The 23,423-nt window shown below is 58.8% G+C and carries 28 protein-coding genes; 9 read left to right on the top strand and 19 right to left on the bottom strand.

The features are described 5' to 3' along the window. Positions 1-28: 28 nt before the first annotated feature. Together BW974_RS27475 and BW974_RS18510 are read right to left on the bottom strand one after the other, a co-directional pair. Positions 29-211 carry a hypothetical protein gene (locus BW974_RS27475; RefSeq protein ID WP_076431745.1) on the bottom strand — a complete coding sequence of 61 codons (183 nt, stop codon included), beginning with the start codon at positions 209-211 and terminating at the stop codon, positions 29-31. 102 nt (positions 212-313) lie between these two features. Then, positions 314-964 carry a DUF1028 domain-containing protein gene (locus BW974_RS18510; RefSeq protein WP_076431747.1) on the bottom strand — a complete coding sequence of 217 codons (651 nt, stop codon included), beginning with the start codon at positions 962-964 and terminating at the stop codon, positions 314-316. Positions 965-1,051: 87 nt separating this feature from the next. Between BW974_RS18510 and BW974_RS18515 the strand changes: the two genes are divergently transcribed. Continuing rightward, positions 1,052-2,722, top strand: coding sequence for a gamma-glutamyltransferase family protein (locus tag BW974_RS18515; RefSeq protein ID WP_076431749.1), 1,671 nt, complete (start codon positions 1,052-1,054; stop codon positions 2,720-2,722). Position 2,723: 1 nt separating this feature from the next. Here the strand turns inward: BW974_RS18515 and BW974_RS25840 are convergent, their stop codons facing one another. The 4 genes from BW974_RS25840 to BW974_RS18535 form a co-directional block, all read right to left on the bottom strand. Continuing rightward, positions 2,724-3,134, bottom strand: coding sequence for a hypothetical protein (locus BW974_RS25840; RefSeq protein ID WP_076431751.1), 411 nt, complete (start codon positions 3,132-3,134; stop codon positions 2,724-2,726). Positions 3,135-3,272: 138 nt separating this feature from the next. Continuing rightward, on the bottom strand, positions 3,273-3,524 hold the full coding sequence (locus BW974_RS18525) for a Sec-independent protein translocase subunit TatA/TatB (protein ID WP_049972167.1): 252 nt from the start codon (positions 3,522-3,524) through the stop codon (positions 3,273-3,275). Between the two features lie 98 nt (positions 3,525-3,622). Continuing rightward, positions 3,623-3,958, bottom strand: a complete 336-nt coding sequence (locus BW974_RS18530) for a thioredoxin family protein (RefSeq protein WP_076431753.1) — start codon at positions 3,956-3,958, stop codon at positions 3,623-3,625. Between the two features lie 112 nt (positions 3,959-4,070). Next, complete coding sequence (locus tag BW974_RS18535) at positions 4,071-4,802, bottom strand: sporulation protein (RefSeq protein WP_076432232.1); 732 nt, start codon at positions 4,800-4,802, stop codon at positions 4,071-4,073. A 97-nt stretch (positions 4,803-4,899) separates the two neighbouring features. Here BW974_RS18535 and BW974_RS18540 point away from each other — a divergent pair, with 97 nt between their 5' ends. After that, on the top strand, positions 4,900-5,361 hold the full coding sequence (locus BW974_RS18540) for a DUF7988 family protein (protein WP_076431755.1): 462 nt from the start codon (positions 4,900-4,902) through the stop codon (positions 5,359-5,361). 157 nt (positions 5,362-5,518) lie between these two features. Here the strand turns inward: BW974_RS18540 and BW974_RS18545 are convergent, their stop codons facing one another. Further along, on the bottom strand, positions 5,519-5,908 hold the full coding sequence (locus tag BW974_RS18545; protein WP_217694363.1) for a DUF7344 domain-containing protein: 390 nt from the start codon (positions 5,906-5,908) through the stop codon (positions 5,519-5,521). A 191-nt stretch (positions 5,909-6,099) separates the two neighbouring features. Further along, positions 6,100-6,576, bottom strand: coding sequence for an Lrp/AsnC family transcriptional regulator (locus BW974_RS18550; RefSeq protein ID WP_076431757.1), 477 nt, complete (start codon positions 6,574-6,576; stop codon positions 6,100-6,102). 125 nt (positions 6,577-6,701) lie between these two features. Here BW974_RS18550 and BW974_RS18555 point away from each other — a divergent pair, with 125 nt between their 5' ends. Then, positions 6,702-7,802 (top strand): PQQ-dependent sugar dehydrogenase, encoded by a 1,101-nt coding sequence (locus BW974_RS18555; RefSeq protein ID WP_175609742.1) that lies wholly within the window; start codon positions 6,702-6,704, stop codon positions 7,800-7,802. Here BW974_RS18555 and BW974_RS18560 read toward each other — a convergent pair. Continuing rightward, positions 7,799-8,242: a hypothetical protein gene (locus BW974_RS18560; RefSeq protein WP_076431761.1), complete on the bottom strand. Its 444-nt coding sequence runs from the start codon at positions 8,240-8,242 to the stop codon at positions 7,799-7,801. The genes BW974_RS18555 and BW974_RS18560 overlap by 4 nt on opposite strands. Positions 8,243-8,344: 102 nt before the next feature. On the opposite strand from BW974_RS18560, the gene BW974_RS18565 reads away from it, so the two are divergent. The 3 genes from BW974_RS18565 (at position 8,345) to BW974_RS18575 (ending at position 10,830) form a co-directional block, all read left to right on the top strand. Further along, a complete protein-coding gene (locus BW974_RS18565) occupies positions 8,345-9,025 on the top strand; it encodes an MBL fold metallo-hydrolase (RefSeq protein WP_076431763.1) in 681 nt (226 codons plus the stop codon). 96 nt (positions 9,026-9,121) lie between these two features. Then, positions 9,122-10,090 carry an NAD-dependent epimerase/dehydratase family protein gene (locus tag BW974_RS18570; protein WP_076431765.1) on the top strand — a complete coding sequence of 323 codons (969 nt, stop codon included), beginning with the start codon at positions 9,122-9,124 and terminating at the stop codon, positions 10,088-10,090. Then, positions 10,090-10,830 (top strand): CPBP family intramembrane glutamic endopeptidase, encoded by a 741-nt coding sequence (locus tag BW974_RS18575; protein WP_084186383.1) that lies wholly within the window; start codon positions 10,090-10,092, stop codon positions 10,828-10,830. Before BW974_RS18570 ends, BW974_RS18575 begins: the two co-directional genes overlap by 1 nt. A 17-nt stretch (positions 10,831-10,847) precedes the next feature. On the opposite strand, the gene BW974_RS18580 is transcribed toward BW974_RS18575, so the two are convergent. Beyond that, entirely contained in the window at positions 10,848-11,129 is a 282-nt protein-coding gene (locus BW974_RS18580; protein WP_076431769.1) for a WNWW family protein, read from the bottom strand. Between the two features lie 29 nt (positions 11,130-11,158). Between BW974_RS18580 and BW974_RS18585 the strand changes: the two genes are divergently transcribed. Next, positions 11,159-11,437, top strand: a complete 279-nt coding sequence (locus BW974_RS18585) for a hypothetical protein (protein WP_076431771.1) — start codon at positions 11,159-11,161, stop codon at positions 11,435-11,437. Positions 11,438-11,449: 12 nt separating this feature from the next. Here BW974_RS18585 and BW974_RS18590 read toward each other — a convergent pair whose 3' ends face one another. Beyond that, on the bottom strand, positions 11,450-12,130 hold the full coding sequence (locus tag BW974_RS18590; RefSeq protein WP_076431773.1) for a DUF7504 family protein: 681 nt from the start codon (positions 12,128-12,130) through the stop codon (positions 11,450-11,452). A 129-nt stretch (positions 12,131-12,259) separates the two neighbouring features. Further along, positions 12,260-13,501 (bottom strand): AI-2E family transporter, encoded by a 1,242-nt coding sequence (locus BW974_RS18595; RefSeq protein WP_076431775.1) that lies wholly within the window; start codon positions 13,499-13,501, stop codon positions 12,260-12,262. A 123-nt stretch (positions 13,502-13,624) separates the two neighbouring features. On the opposite strand from BW974_RS18595, the gene BW974_RS18600 reads away from it, so the two are divergent. Then, positions 13,625-14,734 carry a M24 family metallopeptidase gene (locus BW974_RS18600; protein ID WP_076432236.1) on the top strand — a complete coding sequence of 370 codons (1,110 nt, stop codon included), beginning with the start codon at positions 13,625-13,627 and terminating at the stop codon, positions 14,732-14,734. Positions 14,735-14,802: 68 nt separating this feature from the next. On the opposite strand, the gene BW974_RS18605 is transcribed toward BW974_RS18600, so the two are convergent. The 6 genes from BW974_RS18605 to BW974_RS18635 form a co-directional block, all read right to left on the bottom strand. Then, on the bottom strand, positions 14,803-15,471 hold the full coding sequence (locus BW974_RS18605; protein WP_076431777.1) for a lamin tail domain-containing protein: 669 nt from the start codon (positions 15,469-15,471) through the stop codon (positions 14,803-14,805). Between the two features lie 180 nt (positions 15,472-15,651). Further along, the gene (locus BW974_RS24355) at positions 15,652-16,239 is read right to left on the bottom strand and encodes a lamin tail domain-containing protein (protein WP_084186384.1); all 588 of its coding nucleotides are present in this window, start codon (positions 16,237-16,239) and stop codon (positions 15,652-15,654) included. 262 nt (positions 16,240-16,501) lie between these two features. After that, positions 16,502-17,383, bottom strand: coding sequence for an ABC transporter ATP-binding protein (locus tag BW974_RS18620; protein WP_076431779.1), 882 nt, complete (start codon positions 17,381-17,383; stop codon positions 16,502-16,504). Then, positions 17,380-18,195, bottom strand: a complete 816-nt coding sequence (locus tag BW974_RS18625) for an NAD(P)/FAD-dependent oxidoreductase (RefSeq protein ID WP_076431781.1) — start codon at positions 18,193-18,195, stop codon at positions 17,380-17,382. The genes BW974_RS18620 and BW974_RS18625 overlap by 4 nt, the downstream gene beginning before the upstream one ends. Further along, positions 18,195-19,286 carry a FecCD family ABC transporter permease gene (locus BW974_RS18630; RefSeq protein WP_076431783.1) on the bottom strand — a complete coding sequence of 364 codons (1,092 nt, stop codon included), beginning with the start codon at positions 19,284-19,286 and terminating at the stop codon, positions 18,195-18,197. Before BW974_RS18630 ends, BW974_RS18625 begins: the two co-directional genes overlap by 1 nt. 382 nt (positions 19,287-19,668) lie before the next feature. Next, entirely contained in the window at positions 19,669-20,862 is a 1,194-nt protein-coding gene (locus tag BW974_RS18635; protein ID WP_076431785.1) for an ABC transporter substrate-binding protein, read from the bottom strand. A gap of 165 nt (positions 20,863-21,027) precedes the next feature. Here BW974_RS18635 and BW974_RS18640 point away from each other — a divergent pair, with 165 nt between their 5' ends. Next, positions 21,028-22,173: a hypothetical protein gene (locus tag BW974_RS18640; protein ID WP_076432238.1), complete on the top strand. Its 1,146-nt coding sequence runs from the start codon at positions 21,028-21,030 to the stop codon at positions 22,171-22,173. Here the strand turns inward: BW974_RS18640 and BW974_RS18645 are convergent. Beyond that, positions 22,139-23,416, bottom strand: coding sequence for a TIGR00341 family protein (locus BW974_RS18645; RefSeq protein WP_076431787.1), 1,278 nt, complete (start codon positions 23,414-23,416; stop codon positions 22,139-22,141). The genes BW974_RS18640 and BW974_RS18645 overlap by 35 nt on opposite strands. Positions 23,417-23,423: the final 7 nt, after the last annotated feature.

The following is a 23,423-nucleotide window of genomic DNA, read 5'->3' on the forward strand; positions in this document are numbered from 1 at the left end:
AATACTGCATATTACCGCGTACAATCAGCTAAAATGCGTGTCGATGCCATCCACCGTCAACCGGAAGCACGGCACCTGTGATGTAGTTCACGGCGGGCGACGAGATGACGACGCTCGCGCCCTCCCGAACCAGTTCTTCGGCGACTGCGCGCCCCAGACCGCTACTCGCCGCCATCACGTACGCTCGTTTTCCGTCGAGTTGTAAATCCATGAGAGCGATGTATCCGAGATGAATATATTATTTTTTATTTATTAATATAACTCACACGTATGTCAATTGATGTCTAACGAACATCCGCTTGTTCGCGGATTTTCAGTCGAAAATCCGCTCCTTTGAGGACTCGCTGAATCCATCACTCGCTGATTTTGCCGTCTCGTAGACGCTTCGTAGTTCCGAGATTGGTTCCTCGTGCGCATCGACCCGCAAATCGTGGTGCGCCATCGTCTGCGGGGCTTTCACCATCACCGCCGCGGACGTGTGGCCGCGCTTGTCGCCACCTGCTTCCTTTCCGGCGGCCAGCGCGTCGATGAGTCGGGAGACGAGGTCCCCTTCGCTCGCCAGGAAGGTTTCGACTAGCGCGTCCAGCGTTTCCTCGCCGACGAGCATGTTTCCGGCGACAGTCAGGTCGTGTTCCTCGTGAACCTGATGTCCGAACCACCCGTCACACCCATCCCCGGAGTAGGCAAAGGCGTTGCCCCGCGCGTCAAGTCCGTGAACCTGTCGGAGGTGGCCGTGGTCGTCCTGTGCGAGCAAGCCTTCCAGCGCGTCGTTTACCGCAATGTCCGGGAGGAGCGCGATGCCGCGCCGCCCGAGTCGGACGTTGACGAAACTCTGCGTGCTGATAACTCCGTCGTGGCTGATGCAGGGCGCGAGCGCCCCGACAGCGGGTGCGTCGGTCGAAACGGCGACGCCGAAACTGGTTTCTTCATCTCCTTTTTCCCGGACACAAATCGAGAACGTCATACGATTTCGGACGCACCACCCTCTCCTAAGCCCGCCCCCGAAACTATTTGGTGGGTACTTTAGGCCTCCTTCCGAGTATGGCATGGTATGACGAATCCAGATTTGGACAGATTCTCATCCCGACGTTCTACCGCCTACGCGCCGAACGGAATCGTAGCCACGAGCCAACCGCTCGCGGCGCAGGCAGGCGTTTCGATTCTTCAAGATGGAGGCAACGCGTTCGACGCCGCAGTCGCCACCGCCGCGGCGCTCAACGTCGTCGAACCGACGAGTACCGGACTCGGCGGGGACGTGTTCGCGCTGTACCGAACCGCGGACGGCGAAGTCGGCGCGATGCGAAGTTGCGGCGGTGCGCCCACCGCCGCAACCATCGAAAACGTTCGTTCGTCCATCGAAACCCACGACGACCCGTCTGCGTGGTATCCCGAAAATCGTGGTTATGCGGTCGATGAAACCGACGACACCGACGACCTCGGAATGCCCTTCCTCGGCCCGCACGCAGTAACCGTTCCCGGAACTGCGCGCGGGTGGGAGGCGACCGTTGAGCAACTCGGAAATCTCTCGCTCGACGATGCACTCCAACCGGCTATCGACTACGCAATCGGCGGCTACCCCGTCTCGGAAGTCATCGCCTCCCACTGGACTGGTGCGGAGAGTCTCTTTACCTCCGACCACGCTCGGGAAGCATTTTTGAAGGACGGCAACGCGCCTGAAGTCGGCGAAACGATGACACTACCGCGACTCGGTGAAAGTCTTCGCCGAATCGCGGAAGAGGGTGCTGACGTGCTGTACGAAGGCGACATCGCCGAGAAAATCGCCGAAGAAGTCCAATCGCAGGGCGGTTTCCTGACGGTGGACGACCTCGCCGAGTTCGAACCCGAGTTCATCGACCCGGTTTCGACCACGTACCGAGGGGCAGAAATTTTCGAACTCCCGCCGAACAATCAGGGTCTCATCGCCCTCGAAGCCCTCAACATCGCGGAGGAAATCGGTGCAGGCGAACACCCACTCGACTCCCCGGAGCGCATTCACTACTTCGCAGAGGCGATGAAACTCGCCTTCCACGACGGTCACCGCTACATCACCGACCCGGAATACGAGGAAATCCCACCGCTCGCCTCCGATTCGTGGGCGAAAACGCGAGCAGAACACATCGGCAAAACGGCGAACCACGACGTTTCCTTCGGGGTTCCAGATGCTCACGCAGAAGACGCCGACACCGTCCTACTCTGTGTCGCGGACGACGAGGGCAACGTCGTTTCCTACATCAACTCCCGATTTGCCGGGTTTGGCTCGGGACTCGTCGCTGGCGACACCGGAATTGCCCTCCAAAATCGCGGGGCGTCGTTCTCACTCGACCCCGACCATCCGAACAGCCTCGAACCCGGAAAGCGTCCGTTCCACACGCTCGTTCCCGCGCTCGCCAAATTCGGCGAGGACGATTGGGCCGCCTTCGGTGTCATGGGTGGCTACATGCAACCGCAGGGTCACGCGCAGGTCATTTCGAACATCGTGGATTACGACATGCCGCTACAGGCGGCGCTGGATTACCCGCGCTGGCGCTACCGAGAAGAAGGAACGCTCGCAGTCGAGGGACGAACCGACGGCAATCTCTCGTCAAAACTCGTCCGAAAAGGACACGACGTGCGAGTGCTTCCGCCGTCGCTCTTCGGCGGTGCGCAAATCGTGCGAAACGAAAACGGTGTGCTTTCCGGGGCGACTGAACCGCGAAAAGACGGGACTGCAACCGGTTACTGAGCTACTCTTCGTCGTCTTCGTTGTCGTCGGTTTCTTCGTCTTCCGCTTCTTCCGTTTCGTCTTCTGTCTCTTCTTCCTCGGTTTCTGCTTCGTCCTCGTCTTCGCTTTCGTCTACTCCTTCTTCCTCGCTTTCGACTTCTTCACTGTCTTCCGTTTCCTCTTCCACTTCCCATTCGTCTTCTTCGGCCTCGGCACTGCTGTCCGTATCCTCGATTTCGATTTCCATCGGCCCGCCACTCCGCCCGAGATCGCCGAGTTCTTCGCGTAGATTCGGCTTGCTTCCCTTCTTCGCGAAAAGGTAGCCCGCGATGAACGAAAATCCGAGGAGCAAGAGCGTTTTGAGTCCCGACCCCGACCCTGTTGAACTCTCGCTCGATTCCTCGCCGTCTGCCTCTGTCGTGTCGTCGGCCATACCCTTCCGTTGGCGGGTGAGTGACTTTTCCGTTGTGGTCGGGCGGCGAGGTTGCCGTCTTCGTGTAGTTGCCACTCATCGTCGAACTTCCTCGAAAAACACCGTCGGGCCGGGTGTTCCCGGTCCCCCCGAATCCGTTTAAACTTCCGCGTCCGCTTCGACGGCCGAATCGTTTCTCGTCTCGGTCGTCGAGTCGGACTCCTGCATCTCGCGGAGTTCGGTTTCGACTTCCTGACGCCCTTTCTTGAACTCGCCCATCGCTTCGCCCGTCGAGCGTGCGAGTTTTGGAATCTTGTTTGCACCGAAGAGGAGGACTGCGATGAGGAGAATCACCGCGAGTTCCATCCCACCGGGAATTGGCCCGAACAGCGGAATCGTTTCAACTACCATCTGTGATAAACAATCACACGTGGGTATTTATAGGCTTTTTGCCCTACGATAGATGATAACATACATATCGTGTGAAAGTAACGCACGAAATCGAGCAGTCAATTCGCAGCTTCTTCCACGAACCCCACTACCGCATCGGTTCCCTGAAAGCCGTCCGCCATTCTCCCGACGAGGTCGCCGTCTTCGAACAGAAGGAGTGTCGGAACGCTCCGAATATCGTACGTTTCCACCAGTGAAAGGTCGTTTCCGGGGTTGACCATCACCACTGTCGCGTCGGTTGCGCGAGCCACGTTGCCGACCACCGGTTCGATGGCTTGACAGAGCGTGCATCCTTTCGTGTAGCAATCGACCAACACGAGGTCGTGGTCGTCGATAACCTCGTGGAGTTCATCGCCGTCTTCCACTCGAAGCGGCTTTTCGGGGCTGTCGCTCACGTTCGCAAGTACGAAGCGACCGCATTTGTCGCGTTCGCTTTTCCGGAGAGAGCGACTGACAGTCGCTCTCTCCGGGTAGAGGATGTTTACGAAGCGTACCTGACCGCGTCAATCAGGCGTGTCGCTCGATTTCGGTGTGGAGTTTCGACTCGATTTGGCTCACGCTCTCGTTCGTAAACGAAAGCTGTGTCCATCGCTCGTCTATGTCCGCCATTTCGGCGAGCAGACCGCCTCGTCGGTCGATTTCCAGCCTGACTTCCAATCCGTTTTGGGTTTCAGTCGGAACGACTTCGAGTTCGTCCAGTTTGCCCGAGAACGGGCCGGAGTGGGGAACGAACTCCAATTCCTGTACGAACTTGCCCGGGAAGATGCTTCCCGGCGCTTTCTCGCATTTGGCGGTTCGAAGCGTGAAGCCGAGGGAATCGAGTGCATCGAGGAACGTCGAAAGCTGTGGGCCGGGGTCGATTTGTACCGGGTCTTTGTCGTCAGGGTCAACCGCCCAGTCGATGTCCAGTCCGGTTTCGAGCCAGACGTTCGTTCGACCGACCGTGACGGGCGTATCGACTGGAACGTCGATGGTAATCGGGAAGGTCTTCTCCTCGTCCGGGCCGATGGTGAACGGGTCGGCGACTTGGAACTTGTCGATGACGCCGGTTCGGGTGCTGTCGTCGGTTTTGTACCGCGTCAGCAGGGCGAAGTAGATTGCATCGACTTCCTGTTCTGTCGAACCACCTTCGACGTGAACCTCGGCTTCGACCGACTCACCGGCGGTGAGCGTCGTTTTGGGGAGGACGGTATCGACGCGAGCGGAGCCAACTCCAACGCGGGAGAGAATTCGTTTCATTCCATCGGTAGTTCTGTCCATTTCGGATATAAGCTTTCTCGATGTGGATAGCTATCGTCCGACACGGCTTTGTACTCCCGTGACGCGCTTTCGAGCGATGACCGACCCGGAACTAGCCGTCCGAAGATACGTCCTCTCGGAGCACATGGAAACTGTCACGTCTCTCCTTCGCTGTGCGGATTCCGTCGCCGAATCGTGGAACAACGAGGCGACGGCTGACGGAACGAACGCGACAACCGATGGAGAACGTTCGACGACCGACCGAGAGGCGGTTGTCGAACCGTTCTCACACGAACTCCGCGAATCCGGCCTGCTGGCGGAGTTCCCAACGATCCTCTCCGGAGCGGTGTCAGCTGGCGGATTTTCGATGCAGGCCACACCGGTTCCCGCCCCGCCATACGTTGCCATAACCACCCGCGGGCCGGTTCTCCGGGCAACAGTTTCGGCGGGTCGATTAGTGATTTCGTTCCGGGTTTTCGATGTGGTTCGCGATGATAAAGTTCGGTATGTTCGCGGAGCGGACGACCCGGAAACCGCGGTTTCGGTCGAACTCAAATAGGTGGGTCGCGTGTGCAGGATTGGCGGCTACGGGATTCGTGGGTATGGGATTGACAAGAGTACGGAAGGGAGAGTGACATCTATGGGTATTGCTCGTGACAGCTCTCGCTCTCGAAACAACGACTTTCGGCAGGAGTTACTTCGAGTTCGAACTGCCGTTACGCCGACTCTTCATTTCTCAGTTCGCTGTCCGAAATCGCGGACAGAACGTCCGCCACCTGCTCGGAATGTTTCGACAGCCCCACCACATCCCGCTCTTGCTCGTACTCTACAACCTCGGCGTCTACCAACCGCGGAATGTGGTTGTGATAGAGACTCATGTAGGTTCGCAGCACTTCGTCGTCATCGACTTCCGGCATCGAAGTGTCGTTTTCGCGTATCGTCACCTCTTTGGCTAAATCCGCCACTGCGAGCGGCGGTTCGTTTTGCTGCAAGGTGTCGATGATCAGACGGCGGCGTTGCTCAGTGAGGAGGTTTAGCGTGGTGGTAATCGAAAGCTCGTCAGGTGGTTCGTTCGTTTTTCCGCTGTCTTCGGAATCCGCAGACATAGGTGTACTAACGTGCCCTGTCGGCAAAAGCTGATTGCGGAATCCCCACCACAGGTTCTGTGCATACAACAGCTGTTGGACGGTTCTGTACCAATTTTTCACAATTCATCGTCGCCGACTCGGTTCCGTTTTCGCGGACTGTTCGACCCGTACCACGTCAGACTTTCATACTGTGACTAGTGTCAACAAATTCACCTCTCGGTAACTTCCTTGCCGAAGTGGTCGAACGGCTGAACACGTTCGATTTTTATGATGTTAGTACTCACTATGTCCAACCCCAGTTCGTGTATCTGCTCGGTGATTGAATCCACCGTGTCGGAATCGACGGCAATCGCCTCGATGTGTATATTCTCGGTTCCGGTCAGCAGTTCCCGAATGGTGACGACGCCCGTGATTTCCATCACCTCATCCGCGAGCGTCGAACGCTCGTCGGGCGGGGCACGACAGACGATGAGAACGTGCAACTGGTAGTTCGCTCGTTCGTAGTCGATGTCCGGATTGTATCCTCGAATGACTCCGGCCTTCTCCAACCGTTCGATACGATTTCGGACGGTGCTCGCCGATACACCAACCTGCTCACCCATCCCTGCGGCAGTGCTGTTTCGCGCGTCGTTTTGAAGCACGTGGAGTATCCCCCTATCAACGTCGTCGAGTTGAATCGGTTCCATGGGCACAGCGTAGACTGGTTTCACAGAAGAGGATTGCGCAGGTTGATTGTCGTCTCGAACTCTCTACAAATAAATAAAAATAAAAAGCCAAAAAATTAAAATGAATTTACCGTATCGTTCCCCTCGTGCCACACAGTACCAGACGTAAGGTTCTCGCCAGCACAGGTGTCCTCCTCTCGGTCGGCGTCGTAACCGGCGACACGACCTCCGGGGCAGACCCCGAAACGACTTCCTCACCAATCCGTGAACTCGACGGTCGAGTCGCACAGCAAAATTCCGCGGTCGAGGCGGTCGCTACCGACCTCGAAGTTCCGTGGGGAACCGACTTCGCTCCCGACGGAACGCTTTATTTCACGGAGCGAACCGGTCGCGTCAACCGACTCGGCTCCGACGGCGTCGAACTGCTCGCCGAAATCGACGACACGAATGTCGTCGGCGAAGGTGGCCTGCTCGGTCTCGCGCTCCATCCGGAGTTCCCGACCACGCAGACCGTATTTCTCTTCCAAACGTACGAAGACGATGGCATTTCACAGCGCATCCTCCGCTACCGTCTCGTAGACGGCGAACTCGAACGCGAAGCCGTGATTTTCGACGGCATTCCCGGCGCACAGCGACACACGGGTGGGCGTCTCACCTTCGGGCCTGACGGCTACCTCTACGCGACGGTCGGTGATACGGACGACCCTGAGATGGCTCAGAACCTCGAAACCCTCCACGGGTCGATTCTGCGACTCGAACCGGACGGGTCGGTGCCCGACTGCGAACGAGCGGTGTTTAGCTACGGCCACCGCAATCCGGAAGGACTCGCGTTCCACCCGGAAACCGGAGTTCTGTACAGCACGGAACACGGCCCGGACACGGACGACGAAATCAATCGCATCGAAGAAGGGAACAACTACGGCTGGCCGACCGTGACTGGCGAAAGCGACGACCCGGCGTTCACCGACCCGCTCGCCTCGTACACCCCGGCCATCGCACCCGCGAGCGCGGCTTTCTACGACGGGGCATTTTACTTCGGCGCACTGGCGGGCGAACACCTCCACCGAGTCACGTTCGGTTCCGACGGTCGAACGGTCGAATCGGACGACCGACTGTTCGAAGGGGAGTTCGGTCGCATCCGAAGCGTCATCGCCGGTTCCGACGGTCTTTACTTCGCCACGAGCAACCGAGACGGCCGCGGGTCACCCGGAAACGCAGACGACCGAATCCTCCGATGGACGCCTTAGGGCGGTTCCACACTGACGCTTCCGGCCGCACCACCTGCGACCGCGCCTTCGATTGCGACCAGCAACCCTGCTATCGCGGGAAATAGGATTCCCAGTTGCTGGTCGTACACCGCGGCCAAATCGGTCGGGATTCCGCTCGTTGCTATGAGATAGTTCAGTCCCCAGAGCGCGCCAACCTCACTCCCCGGCGTCGCCATGGTGTAGCCGAGAACGAGCGCGAGTGCGAAACCGCCGACGATTCCGGCGAACAGGCCGTGGCGAATACCATCGCGCCAGTTCCCATCGGCGACTCGTCCGGCGACGTACCCGCCGACGAGTCCGACGGTAAGAAGCGCGAGCGCGGCGGTTATTCGGACGTCCGGTGGGAGCGGGAGGGTCGCACCGACCGCAACCGCGAACAGTTCGACCAGCACGCCCGCACCGACCGCTTTGACGTGCATGGCGTACCGTTTGCCTTCGACGCGGGAAGGCGTTTCGACGCGGTTGATTTCCCTACCAATTTCGCCTCCGGGTGTTAAGTCCCCGTCCGCCGTAGCGGATGTATGGCGCAGGAACTCACGAGAGGTGTCTGGCTGCTCGAACTCGGTTTTCCCGTCTTCGGCGCGAACGCCTTTCTCGTGGACGACGGCGAAGTGACGCTCGTCGATGCGGGTCTGCCGTGGTTCGGCGTGCGCCGCGAACTCCGCGACGCGGGCTACGAAGTCGCGGACATCGACCGCGTGCTGGTTACGCACTACGACATCGACCACGTCGGTGGCCTTCGAAACCTGTCCAACCTCGACGCGCCGGTGTTCGTCGGCCAGCGCGATGCCGACCTGCTTTCCGGAACCTACGACCCGCCGTTGTTCCACCATAAGGGCGCGTTCCATCGCCTCGCTCGCGTGTTGGTTCCGATTCCGGAACGATTCGAAATCCTGCCGTTGGAAGACGGCGCAGAAATCGGCGGATTCACGGCGTATCACACGCCGGGCCACAATCCGGGTCATACCGTCTACGTCCACGACGATTTGGGAGTCGGATTGGTCGGCGACCTCGTCTGGGAACGCGACGGCGCGCTGACGCCGCCGGAATGGTGGGACTCCTACGACACTCACGAAATCCGGCGGAGTATCCGCCGATTCGCCGGGTTGGTCCCGACCATCGACGTGCTCTGTATGGGCCACGGAACGCCGATTCCGCGCGGCGGGTCGGACGCGCTTTCGAACCTCGTCCGTCGGCTGTGACGACCGTCACGAAATCGAATTCCTCTCGCCGAAAATAACATTCTTCTTACACAAAGGTCAGTATCCTCGAAGCCGAATCGTACCTCGGAGAGTCGAATGGGGGTACGCTATCTTGTCACAGGGGCGACTGGCGCACTGGGGAGTGCCGTCGTCGAACGACTGCTCGAATCGGACCCGGACGACCAAATACGGGTGTTCGTCCGGAGCAAACGACGCTTCCGCGAGCGATTTCCGACGCCTCGCGTCGAAATCGTTCGCGGAAACGTTCTCATCCCGCTGAACGTGCGTCGGGCGGTTCGGAACGTAGACGTGGTGTTTCACTGCATCAACTTCCCGCTCACGAACTACTATCACACGCTCGAATCGGCGCGCCTGCTGGTCGCCGCCATCGGTGATGCCGACACGCACGTCGTCTATCCCGGAAACACGTGGGTGTTTGCGGTTCGCGAATCCCAGACGGACGAACCACCGATTTCGCCCGACACACCAATCGACCCGCCGTCCCGCGTGGCGAGAATCAAAGCGGAGGCCGAAGAGACGCTGTTTCGCGCGCCGTTTCCGGCGACGGTGGTCAACCTGCCGGATTTCTACGGCCCGGGCGTGACCAACGACCTCGTGCGCCCGTTGTTCGAACGTCCCATCGCCGACAAAAACGTGCTGTTTCCCGCTCCTGTGGACGTTCCACACGAGTTCGTCTTCATCGAGGACGCGGCCCGTGCGCTGATTTCCGTGGCTGCTTCGTTCGATGAGGAATCGACGCAGCGGGTCGAGAATGACCGCCGATTCACCGTCGGAACTGAACCGACGACGGTTAACTCCTTCACGCAAAAGGTCTACGATATGGTCGGAACGAACGGACGAGTCAGGGGACTCCCGACGTGGATGCTTCGAGGTGGTGCCCTGTTCAGCGAGCGAATCGAGGTACTGAGCGAAATTCTTCACGCCTTCACACATGATACGACGATGAACGGGACTGCGATTCGAGAACGGGTCGGATTCGAGCCACAAATCGACTACGAAACGGGCATCGACCGAACTATCGCATGGTTCGAGGGGGCAGGATAATGGAACTGTGGAATCGGCGTTCGCGGGCGCTGTTCGCCGCCATCGGCCTCGGATTCGGTGGCTATGCGTTCGCTGTCGTCCTCGTCCTGCTCGCCGCAGGCGTGCTTCTCGCAGTCGGCGTTCCGGTTCTCGACCGGCCGTCTCTCACAGTGGCCGTCTCAATCGTCATGGGGCAAGGTGTCGCCTTCGGCCTGTTCGCGCTGGCGTATCTGCGATACACCGGCAGAGGATTCAACTACATCAAGGTTCGAGTTCCGACCATCCGCGATTTCGGCTGGACTGTTGGTGGGTTCGTCGTCTTCTACAGCGGCCTCATCGCTGTCTCTATCGTCCTCGCAACCTTCGGCATCCAGTCGGCACAGAACGAAATCGCCACGCTCGGGGAGCAAGACCCGCGGGTTTTTCTCCTCCTGATTCCGCTCTCGTTCCTGCTCATCGGCCCGGGTGAGGAACTGCTCTATCGCGGAGTCGTCCAAGAACGACTCCGTGAATCGTTCGGTCGTTGGCCCGCTATCGCGCTCGCTAGCCTCATCTTCGCGTTCATTCACGTCTTCTCACTGCAGGGCCAAGGGACGGGTGTCCTCGTCTATCTCGGCATCCTATTCGTCCTCTCGCCGATTCTCGGTGCGGCCTACGAGTACACGAGAAACCTCGTCGTTCCGTCCCTGATTCACGGCGCGTTCAACGCACTTCAGTTCGGACTGGCGTATCTGATGACGACTGGCCAACTTCCCTCCTAATTTCTCGCCTCCGTTTTTCAGTTCGTTCGCTCCCACCGGACGATGAGAAACTCCGTGTAGCCGCCGTATGCGATTCCCAGCGACCCCATCCACCAGTTCCACTTTTCGGGAAGCGACTGCTCTTCGGGAGCGTCGCGCAGATTCGAGATGATTCCTTCGGCGGTCAGTTCGACGCCAGCGTCCGTTCGATACTCGCCCGAATCGACGAGGTCGCGCGCCTGTCGAACGACCACTCGTCGCGCTCCCTCGGGCGGGTCAAACTCCTCGCGCAGTCGTCGGTCGAGTTCCGTCGCGTCCATTTAATATCCCACTCCGCGTCGAACTACCCATGCCGACGGTTTTCGCAGTGGACGAATACGAGGCACAGGAGTACGACGCCGTACTCGTGCAAGAAAACGCCGTGGTCTGTCTTAACGATGACCCACCACTCGCTCGCGTCATCCCCTTCGAAAAGGTGAACCACGTCGATGCAGACCCCGAACTGCTGTTGACCGACTCCGAAATTCCGGATTCTTTCTTCGGCGGCGCGGAGTACGCTTTCGTAGATGTCTCCAAGTTCAAGCGCATCCGCCGCCATCTGGAGGAGTTGGAACGAGAACAGTACTGATTCCCGGCTACGCTACAACTGCGACCACGTCGTCGTGATGTCGTGTCCCGGAACGTGCCACCGTTGCTCCGCAACCAGCGCGTCACGCTTTCGGAGTTCGATACGCGCGTCGAACAGCGGAGACAGTTCCTGCACTACCGGCGATTCATCCGATACGGGGAGGTGAACGTGTTCGATGCCGCGAACGCCGCGAACCAGTGCCGAAATCCCGCGAAGAAATCGGACCGTTTCGGGGCGGCCGTTGGCTTCGAGTATCGGTTCGAGTGAGTCGATGCAGACCCTGAGTTCCGCGGCACCGAGTCCGTCGGAAACGGTATCGAAGTGGCTGATTGCTCGCGTGAGTTCGTCTTGAAGACGGCCGACCTCGCAGTCGCTTGTTTCGATGGATTGGCTTTCTGGTGGTGTCGAACGGTCGTCTCCAACCGATTCGATGATTTCGATGCTCTCGTCGTTTCGTCGCACGTTTGGCGGGAGACTGCGCTCTACGTGTTCGGGAGACGCATCGGTAAACACGAGGAGTCGTTTGCGGTCACGGTGCGGGTCGCCGAGCAGTCGCTGCGTCGCTTGCGCGGTGACGTACTCCGGCACCGCACCCGTCACCAACAAGGTACATCCCTGTCGTTTCAAGGCTTCTAGCGCGATGTTGAAGTCGCGGTCATCCTCGCTCTGACCTCCTTCCCGCACGAATAGCATCTGTACTGACACTCCGACGGATAATAATAAAGCTCTTACTAATCCAAAGAAAAATGATGGGTATTTCCAATGATATATTTCGCATCTTGGGAATATTGCACGGTCCTCCGCCTCCCATTGTTTTCCCGGTTAGCTCTCATCGCCCCCGTTCGACTCCGTTCCGTTCGGCTTTGTTCCGCCCGCCTCCGTTTCTGATACCTCCCTCCCTTTCAGTTCATCCCGAGTTCCCGATTCGCCCACCGCCGCTCGTTCGCCGGACACGGAATCAGCGACCGCAGACGCCGCCGGAATCGACTCCCCCTGCATCAGTTCCGGAAGCACGATACGGTTGAACTGCACGAGTAGTACGAGCAGCAACGGCCCGATAAACAGCCCGTACCATCCGAACAACAATGGGCCGAAGATGTACGCGAACAGCATTAAACCGACGTGTACGGTTCTTCCGCCTGTGTATCGTCTGATGAGTGCCTCCGTTGCGACATCCAACACGAGGGCGACTCCCAATACGAACGCGAGGGGAAACCAGAGGGCGGTAATCCCATCGCCGAGCGCACGAACGACGAGAAACAGGGTGATTGGAACGTAGACGAGTTTCGTCCCGATGTGTGGCACGAGGCTGGCGATTCCCGTCAGCAGTCCGAGCAGGGTTGGGAGCGGAATCGACACGCCCGCCGGGGCAACGACGTTGGCGAGGTTGTACGCAATTCCGGCGACGAGTGCGACGACGAAGGCATGGAGGATGCTTCCGAAGTACACTGTCTGGAGGTTGCTATCGACCGCCCTTCCGTAGGTGTAGGCCGTCTCTTGCTCGCCACCGATTCGGTGGCGGAACCAGCGAACGAGTTTGTCGTCGTCTCGGAGCAGGTAGAACGCGAACGCCAACGCGACGAACAACTGCAAAAGCGTGAGTCCGAACGCGCTCGCTATGTTCGCGATACCGTCGAACAGTTCTGCCCCGCCGAGTTGGGTGAACAGGCTTCGATTCTCGCGCGCGAGTTCGAGTATTCGCTGTGGGCGAACCGTCTGCGACGACAGGTCGAGATACGGTTGGAGCACGCCCTCGTAGCCAGCAATGGAATTCCCAGCGATTCTCACGACTTCCAGCGCGCTGACCGCCACGGCGTAGGCGACCAACAGGAGAATTGGGAGCAAAATCGCAAACAGCGACGCGATTGCAGTGACGCCCGGATAGCCCAGTCGTGCTTCCAGTCGGTCGTAAATAGGGCGGGTGGCGTAGTACATGAACAGACCGAGTGCGAACGTCCCCGCGAAGGCGTAGAAGACAAACAGCATCACCACTCCGAAAGCGACACCGACGACCCACCACGCCAGACGGGCACGCTCGCGCAGTTGCCCCTCCTCTCGACTCATGTCACAGAACTACGGTTCTCAGGCGTATATGGCTCCGGGTCGGTAGAGCACGAAAAACCAATCCCGCACGAACCGCCGAATAGGTGAGACTTTTACGCACACCCCGCGACAGCATCACCCATGATGGACGCTTTCGCGGAACGAACCCGTCGGTGTCAACAGCGACTCAGAACGGTCGATGCCGACGCCGCCGTTCTGTTCCCGAGTACGAACCTCTTCTACGTCTCTGGATTCGACGAACATCCCGGAGAACGACACCTCTTCCTGTTCGTTCCGGTTTCCGGTGACCCCGTTTTCGTCGTTCCGGACATGTACGGCGAGCAAATCGCCGACGAATCGTGGGTGTCCGACATCCGCACGTGGAGCGACGGGGACGACCCCCTCGAACTCGTCGGCGACGTCGCCGACGAGTTCGACCTTCACAGAGGGAATCTCCTCGTGGACGACACGATGTGGGCGCTGTTCACCCAAGACCTCCGGAGCGCACTCCCGGAGGCAACTTTCGGCCTCGCCAGCGAGGTTCTCGAACCTCTCCGAATGCGAAAAGACGAAACGGAAATCGAGGCGCTCCGACGCGCTGGCGAGGTCGCAGACGAGGTCTGCGTCGAAATCCGCGAACTCGGCGAGGATGCAATCGGGATGACCGAGCGCGAACTGGCGCAGGAAATCGAGTCCCGATTGAGCGATGCGGGCGGCGACGAACCCGCGTTCGGCACCATCGTCGGTTCCGGTCCGAACGGGGCGAAACCGCACCACGGCCACGGCGAGCGTCAAATCGGGTATGGTGACCCCGTCGTTCTCGATTTCGGCGCGTTCGTGGACGGCTATCCGGGCGACCAGACCAGAACCGTTGTCTTCGCTGGGACGCCGCCGGAGGAGTTCGACCGGGTTCATCGCGTCGTCCGCGAGGCCCAACAGGCAGGCGTCGAGGCTGTCGAACCCGGCGTCACTGCCGAATCCGTGGACGAGGCGACTCGGGAGGTTATCGAATCCTCCGGCTACGGCGAGCAGTTCATCCACCGAACCGGTCACGGCGTCGGATTGGACGTACACGAAGGCCCGTACATCGTTTCTGGAAACGACCTGCAACTCCAGTCCGGAATGGTGTTCAGCATCGAACCCGGCGTCTACATCCCCGGCGAGTTCGGCGTCCGAATCGAGGATTTGGTCGTCGTCACGGAAGACGGCTGTGAACGTCTGAACGACTCTCCCCGGACGTGGCAGGGGTTGTAGAATAGCGGTTTTCGGCTCGCACTCCCACATCGAGCAGTTCGAAAAAATCGTGGTGTCGTTCGAATCAGTTAGCAGTCGGCCTCTTCGTCGGTTTCGTCACTCGAATCGCCGTCGTCCGTCTCGTCGCCAGTGTCGTCTTCGGAATCGTCTGTCGTCTCGTCCGACTCGGTGTCGTCAGTGTCCTCCAATTCGTCCGTGTCGTTTTCGCTCTCGTCGGAATCATCACTGTCGTCCGTGTCGTCGTTGCTTTCGTCGGAATCCTCGCCATCATCTACGCTATCTGAATCATCGCCGTCATTCGAGTCCTCACTGTCGTCCGAATCACCGGTGTCGGAGTCGGTTTCGTCCGCGCTCGACGCGATTACCGTGTCACCGTCGAGGAGTCTGACGGTGTCCGGGTCGTCGTCGTTGAGCATGTGAGTTTCGTACTCGGCGGTGTAATCCGTCTCTCCTTCCGTTTCGGTTCCGGTTCCGACCGTGATACTATCACCGCCTGCTACTGTTTCGTTGTCGGAGAACGCAAAGGCCGTCTGGCCGTCATCAAACGACAGCGTCAGTCCCGAGAGGTCATACGAGGTCTCTCCCGTGTTTTCGATGGTGACATATTCGTCTTCTGCGTTCACCTTGATGTTTAGTCCGTCGTCCGTCTCCTGCGCATTCACGAGGCCGAACCCCATAACCGACACGAGCAGTACCAGTACAACGCCAATCGTCGTTCCGCGTCCGTTTCGTTCCATGATTTGTGTTCGTATGAACCAGATAGACTTTTTAACTGGTTGATAAGAGTATCCATGAAACTATTAGCACTTATATAATATTGGCTTTCCAACATATTTTCACACGGTGGATATATCTATCAATTGAACTGGTTTTTGAGCGTGATTGTCGCAAAAAAATAGCGGCGCTATCGGAATTTCCTAGCAGTCCGCATCCGACTCTTCGTCATCCGAGTCGTCGGAGTCGTCGTCTTCACTATCGTTGTTGTCATCCGATTCACCCGAATCGTCGCTGTCGTCTCCGTCATTCGAGTCATCGGAATCATCGGAGTCGTTACCGTCGTCCGAGTCATCCGAATCGTCGCCATCATCCGATTCGTCGTCTCCGGGTGCGGTTTCTCCACCTTCTCTGTCGTCGCCGTCACTCAGGCTCGCCGTGATGAGCGTATCTCCATCTTGTAGTTCAACGACATCCGGCTCTCCGTTGTAGAGAACGTATCCGTCGCATCCGGCGTTGTAGTCCGTATCGGTTGCTGTTTCACTCCCTGTTCCGACCGTTATCGACTCTCCCGGGTCGATACTCGTCCCGTCCGGGAACGCAAACCGCTCGTAGTTATCGCCGAACGAAACCGTCAGTCCCGATAGGTCATAGGATTGGTCGCCTTCGTTCTCGATAACGACGTACTCCTCTTCGTCGTTGATTTCCGCGACGTCGAGGTCGAGTGCGGCGTCTTGGGCGCTTACGAGGTGGAACCCGGCTGCGGACGTTAGCAACGCGAGTACCACCACGATTACTGCACCACGTCCTTTCGATTTAATGATTTACTCTATTATGTGTGAACGTGCCGGAAATTTCATTTCGATGCACTGTAATTATTCGCTGTCTCGCGGTAATTCCGGCTCGTTCGTATGATAATCATGTTGTTATTTGTACTTATATAATATTGGCAGAATAACAAGTTATTCAGATCTGAAATATGATAATAGTGCGGTAAATACTCTGCTGTAATGATTGTCTCATGGAGATGAATTTAGAACGACGCAGCCGGAATTACAGCGGCCGCCGGGGGGTGACAACTGGCCCTTCCGGGCCGATTCCGACTGTCGCTTCGACGCCGAACACGTCGGCCAACAGTTCCTCCGTCACGACTTCGCTCGGTGGTCCCCAGTCGTATGGTTCGCCGTCACGTAGGGCGACGAGGTTGTTAGCGTAGCGGGCCGCCTGTGAAATGTCGTGGAGGACGATGCCGATCGTCAGGTCTTCTTCCTGTGCGAGGGTACGGACGACTTCCAGCACGCGAAGTTGGTGGCGCAGGTCGAGGTAGGTGGTCGGTTCGTCCAGCAGGAGAACGTCCGTATCTTGGGCCAACACCATCGCAATCCACGCGAGTTGCCGTTGGCCGCCACTGAGACTGCCCATCTCCTCGTCTCGGAGATGGGTGACCCCCGCGAGTTCGAGGGCTTTTTCTACGGCCTCGTGGTCTTCTTCCGTCTTCGACTCGAAAAAGCCGCGATGCGGGTAACGCCCGTGATACGCGAGGTTTTCGACGGTCAGGTTTCCGGGGGATTCGTTCTCCTGTGAGAGCAAGCCGAGTTTTCGGGCCAGCGTTTTGGTTCCGAGTGAGTGTACGTCCTCGCCATCGAGCTGTACGACTCCCGATTCGGGATGAAGTTCCCGCGACATCGCCTTGAGAAGCGTACTTTTTCCGCTTCCGTTCGGCCCGACGAGGGCCGTGATTTCGCCCGCTGGAACAACGATGGATTCGCATTCGACGATGATTCCCGAGTTGGGATAGCCGATTTCCAAATCGACTCCGCGTAGTTCGCTCGCGTTTTCGGGCTTCTGCTCTTCGCCAGCTTTCCCTTTTTCGCGTTCTGCCACCATTCCACCGTCTGTTTCTCGTTTTTTGTCCGCTGGTGTTCGTTCGCTCATGGTTCGATTTCCTCCACGTGTTTTCGGACGAGATTCCGTCCGCGCTCCGCTCGTTTCACTCGCTCCTCGTCGTCCATCTCCAGTGAGGTGTATTCGTGCTTGAGTCGCTCTTTCATTCGCTCTCTATTCTCGGGAGTCGCACTCTCCGGCGCGTGCTCGGCGATTAAATCGTCCAACCACTCCCAGTTCGTTCCGCTGTAGCGTCCCTCTTCGACAGTCCAATCGTAGTAGTGCTCGGCGGCCTCATCCCAGAGTTCCTCGTCCTCTCGCCGAACGTCGCGGACGAGCGCCAGCGCAGTCCGCGCACCGTCGCCCGCGCTGACGATGGCTTGGTGTTCCGCTTCCCCGAGCCACCCAGTGACGTACAACCCAGGAACCGGCGTTTTCCCGTCGTGTTCGACGGATTCCAACTCTGCTTCGAAATCGGACAGATATTCGGCATCGTAGACCGACGCGGCGACCAGCCGATTCGTTTCGACTTCCCGCCCGTCCTGTGTCGTCACGCGAAACCCGTCGTCGGTTTTCTCGGCGGCGACGACCATCCCGTCCGTAATCTCCGCCCCTGCGAGTTCGGCTTGCTCCCTGCTCATCGCAAGGAACGTCTCCGGCGGAATGCCGCCGGGAAAGCCGAGATAGTTCTCCAGATGCACGCACTGACGAATCGCGGCGGTTCCGCCATCGAGTACGAGCGTATCGAGTCTATACCGGGCAAGAAACACCGCGGCGGAGAGGCCCGACGCACCGCCGCCGACGATGACGACATCCCGGTTCGAAGCCGTTCTTTCGCCCTCCGTCCCTTCTTTTTCCACCATCAGAGTTCACCCAGTTGTTGTCGCTTTCGCATGAGATAGAGGAAGTACGGCCCGCCGACCAGTCCGGTGACGATGCCGACTGGAACCTGAACGGGGTTGAGCGCGAGGCGCGCGCCCACGTCTGCACCGACGACCAGTGCAGGCCCCGCGAACAGACAGCCGATAACCAGTTTTCGATAGTCGGTTCCGACGACGTTTCGGACGATGTGCGGGACGATGAGGCCGACGAAACTGACGATTCCGGCCACCGAAATGGCGGTGCTCGCGGCGAGAATCGCCAATGTGGAGAGCATAAATCGGACGCGTTCGACCGACATTCCGAGCGACCGGGCGGTTCGTTCGCCAAGTAGGAGGAGGTTCAACTGCCGCGACACGACGAGGGAAATCGGGACGATGAACAGCGTCGGAATCAGAGCGGTTCTAACTTGCTCCCACCCGGTTCCCGTGAGCGATCCGGTCGTCCACGCGAGGGCGGTCTGCACCACGCCGATGTCCTGTGCGAAAAAGAACAGGCCGCGCTGGAACGAGTAGAAAATCGTTCCGACGATGAACCCGGCTAGCACGAGGCGGACGGGACTCGTCCCGCCTTTCCACGCGATAGCGTAGACGATGATGAACGCGACGATGCCACCCAGTGTGGCGAATATTGGGAGGAACATCGACAGACCGCTGAAGACGATGAGCGTGAGCAGGACGGCGAAACCAGCGCCGTGGCTCACGCCGAGGATGTACGGACTGGCCAGTTCGTTGCGCGTGACGGCCTGAAAGATGGCTCCCGAGATGGCGAGGTTGGCACCGACCAGAATCCCGATGAGGACGCGCGGGAGTCGAAGGCTCCAGACGACGGTGGTTTCACTGCTCAACTCCACCGGAATTTCGTTCCCGAGGAGCAGCGCCATCAGCACGTCGGGATTCGTTATCACCTTCGGGTCGAACACCGCCCCCCACGCCTGTTCGAGCGACATCGTAAACGCCCCGAAACTCACCTGCACTAGTCCGCCAATCACGACGATGGCTGTGCTGACGACTGCGACTGCCGCCAGCGCCCCGTCGAACGTCTTCGTTACCTCGTTCTCGAAATTCTCGCTCATATATCCTCTCTGTGTGACTCGGTCGAATCGAGTGCCGCTGCTTGCACTTTGCCGATTTCGAGTCCTCGTTCTTGACTTTAGGTCTCCCTAAACGCCGATAAGAGCTTTGGTTTTCCGTACTGCACCGAAATCTGCTTTATTTTCCGCCTTCCGACGTGATATTCATCTCAGTTCAGATTTGTTTGTCTGAAATTATATAGGCCACTTCGCGCTCATCGGTTGGTTGACTTTCGGGGAGTGTTCTCTCGTTCTCTGCTGTGTAAAAAATGAGGGTAATTTGTGATATGGGATTGAACACGAGCGCGATGCCCACCGTGCTCGCGTCGTTCGGTTGACGATACACTGACGTTCCGCTGGTTTCGTGGTTACTGCTGATTTCTCCTTAGCCGGTGATGATATCGGCCACCTTCTCACGGTCGAACAGTTTTCCGCTGAAAGTGTCCGGATAGAGCGACGTTGCAGCGCTCTCGGTCGTGAAGAGGTTGATAATCGGTCCCTGATAGATCGGGCCGCCGCGGAAGACGCGGTCGTTTTTCACGGCTTGCAGGTCGCTCGCCACGTTGTGGTTTTTCATGAACGAGACGACGGTGTTCTGGAACTCCTCTTTGCTCTTCGTCTCGTGTCCGCGCAGGAGGATGACTTCGGGGTCAACCTCCAGCAGTGTCTCGTAATCGACCGTTCCACGTTCGGTCGTGCTGAGGCCCTCGATTCCGGTGCCGTCGAGGGCGTCTTTCACGCCGAGGTCGTGCCACTGCTTTTTGTTCGTCCCTTTGTCGCTCAGGCGATAGGGGGAGAACTCCATGGGTTCGTTCTCCGCCTGCCAGAGGAGCATGGCGCTCGGACGGTCGCTCTCCGCAGGCAGTTCCGACTGCAAGCCGGAGATGTAGTCGTCGTGGAAGGATTTGAACTGCTGGTATCGCTCTTCCTGCTTGAACACCTTCGCAATCTTCCCGAACGCTTCGTACATCGTGTAGTACTGGTAGTCGTGCCACGAGTCCGTTCGGCGGAAGATGGTGTTACCGAAGAAGGGAGCGACCTGTGACCCGATTTGGTCTACGTCTTGCTGCTCCAGTCCGAACGCGGAGTTGTTGACCAGCCAGTTCGGGTCGATGAGGTGAACGTCGGAGTCGAGTTGGAAGAATATCTCGCGGTCTACCCCTTCGCTGTACAGGGTGGTTAGCGAGGATTTGTCCATCGAAACGCCCGACAGTTCGTCGTAGTACTGCGTATGGAATCGACTCGGGAGGCCGATAGCCTGCAAGCTATCACCCATGCCGAGCGCGACACCCATGTCGGCGTATCCGGCTTCGTATGTCAGCCACGTTTCCGGCACTGATTCGAACTCCACTTCGCCGACCGGTTCCATCGACACCGAGTACGGCCCTGACTGGGTAGTCGTGCCGTCACTGCCTGTTCCGCCGTCACCGTCGCCGGTTCCGCCGGTACTTGTCTGTGTCTCATCACTATCGTCGTTGCCACTGGTACACCCGGCAAGCAGCGCCGCGCTAGCGACACCGCTTCCCGTGATGAATCGTCGGCGGGTGACGGGTTTCGACTCGTCTGCTACCATACTCATGTTTTAGGCTCGCCTAAAGATACGTAAAACTTCCCATTTTTCGGCAGGCCTAAAATCTCCTCCCGGCGCGTCTCAGATAATTTTTCGTGTCGATTGCTGAACCTGACGGCCGAAATTCAAATACTTGCCCATCGTACCGGGTATCGAGAATGGGGAGACGACACGATGGGACACAAAAACGACGGAGAGCGACGGCCAGCGGCGCGTTCGACACTCGACAGACGTTTCGGAACCATGGGCAGACGGCGCTTCGTTTCGACGCTTCTCGGGGCCGGATTCGGTTCGATGGCGGCGTTACTCACACCGGACGATATGGAAGCGGCGGGGCGAAACGAAGTTCCACTCGCGTACGCGCGCGGGAGCGACTTCGAACCCCGAACGACGACGGTTTCCGCGGACTGGTTCGAAAACCTCCGCTCCGCTTTCGACGCTCACCGCCGACTCGCCCCGGCTTCGATTCCGGGTGTGGTCGGAAGCGCCGTCGTTCCGGGGGAGTTCGGCGGCCGAAACGCCGCGCTCTCGGTCGACGTGACCGGAAGTGAAGTGAGTGGCGCAGTTCCGGAACGCGTCGGCGACGTGCCAGTCGAACTGAGCCGCGTCGAATCGAATTCGACGAACGCGAATCGGAACCACAGTTCCGATTCGCTCGGCGGGAAACTGGTTCCGGGGGGTATCAGATGCGGCACCCGAGAGTCCAGCGGAACGCTCGCGCCCGCGATGTACGATGGAACGTCCCCGTTTTTCGCCACCTCGAACCACGTTTTCGGGGGCGATGCGGAACAACATCACGGAGAATCGTTCTTCGCCTTCGGCGACGACGGCCCGCGGAAAATCGGTGAAGTTCGCAGAGGCTACCAACTCGACGATTTCGTCCGTATCGACCCCGTGAACGGGTTTCGCCCGGCGAGCGAGATTCACGGCGTCTCACCGGCCACCGTCGTCGGGCAGTTCACGCGCGAAGGGCTTGCCGAACTCAAAGCGCGTGGCGGAAAACTGGAAAAAGTCGCGTATCGGTCTGGCCACTCTACTGGAACCCTCCACGCCATCGACGGACTGACCTGCGCCTACGGAAAAGTGTGCAAACGCGGGCAACTCAAATGGGGGTCGCAGTCGGATTTCGCCGACGGCGACAGCGGCAGCGTCAACTACCATCCCGACCCGGAAAAACCGGACGACGGCGTTCTCGTCGGTGGATTCAACAACGCCCGAACGTGGTGGCCCGGCGAGGATTACATCTGGGGAACGTCGGCCTACCACATCACGACCAATTACGGCTTTACGTTTTCACCGTTGACCGCTGGCTCTCGGTGAACTCCACTTCGACTATCGTTTTTCCGTCGAGTCGCCCGGAGATTTTGCTCGCAAGTCGCTCCGACAACTGCGGATACGGTTCGTTCGTCGGACGACGCACGACGACGGTAATCTGTTGACTGTCGTCGAGGGTTCCCATGTCGTCGAACTCGACCTGTATCTTCACGAGTTCGAGCTGCTGGTACCGCTCTTGTTCGAGTACCGACTGCACTTCCTCGTTGACGGCGTTTTCCGTCTGCATCTGTTTGCTCATCACCAGCCCCGACCCAGCGAACGCGACGAGCAGGACGGCAACAGCGATGAGCGTCGGGGCCGCCTTTCGGATCGTTGTTCCTTCGACCGGTCGATAGCCGAGTAGCCACAGGACGCCGCCGCCTGCGGCGTTGATGGAAACGGCGTTCACGACCAACAGGACGAACGCGCCGAGTGCGATAACCGGCGGCCCCCACGCGAGTCCGATTCCGACCGCCGCCGCCGCGGGAATGAGCGCCGCGGCAATCATGACACCGACGAGCGAAACCGGTAAGGCGGTTGCAAGCCCTAACGCCCCCGCCGCTCCTGCACACAGACCAACGGCTACCGAGAGAAAGCCGGGTGAAATGCGCTGGCTTATCTGATTCACCGTCACCACGTTGAGCGACGGCGGAATGAACTGTGCCGATTTGAGCGCCCAGCCGAAAATCGTCGCACTGACGATGGCGACGCCCAACCCGAGAATTTGGGAGCGTAACCCGTCGATAATCATGTGCCGGTCGTTCAGTACGAGGCCGACGCTCGCCGTCATCGCCGATCCGACTTGTGGCGCGATAACCATCGACCCGACCACGATGGCGGGCGAATCGAGCAGGAGTCCGGCGGTTGCGACGATTGCCGATAGCACGGTCATCGCGTAGTAGGTCACGGGACTCGGATTCATCCCGAGCGCTTTCGTGCGGATTTCGTCGGTAGCGATGCTGTCGTCCTCGTCGCCACCCTTGACGAACTTGTCCTCCAATTCCTCTATGTTCGGCGTCCGTGCCGTTTCTACGCTCCCGATGACGGTGTAATCGTCGGATAGACCTGCCTCTCGAAGGTCGGAAAGAACCCTATCCACGGCCTGCGCCGGGAGTGGAAACTGAACGATTGCCGAGTTGTCGCCGTTACTTTCCTCGCGCGTGAGAACGTAATCAATACGCTCGTCGTTCAACACGGCGAGAACGGCGTCCCGGCAGTCGTCCGGAACGAGGACCTGAATGAGACGCATGCCGGAA

Source organism: Haladaptatus litoreus (assembly GCF_900156425.1).
Classification (GTDB): Archaea; Halobacteriota; Halobacteria; order Halobacteriales; family Haladaptataceae; genus Haladaptatus; species Haladaptatus litoreus.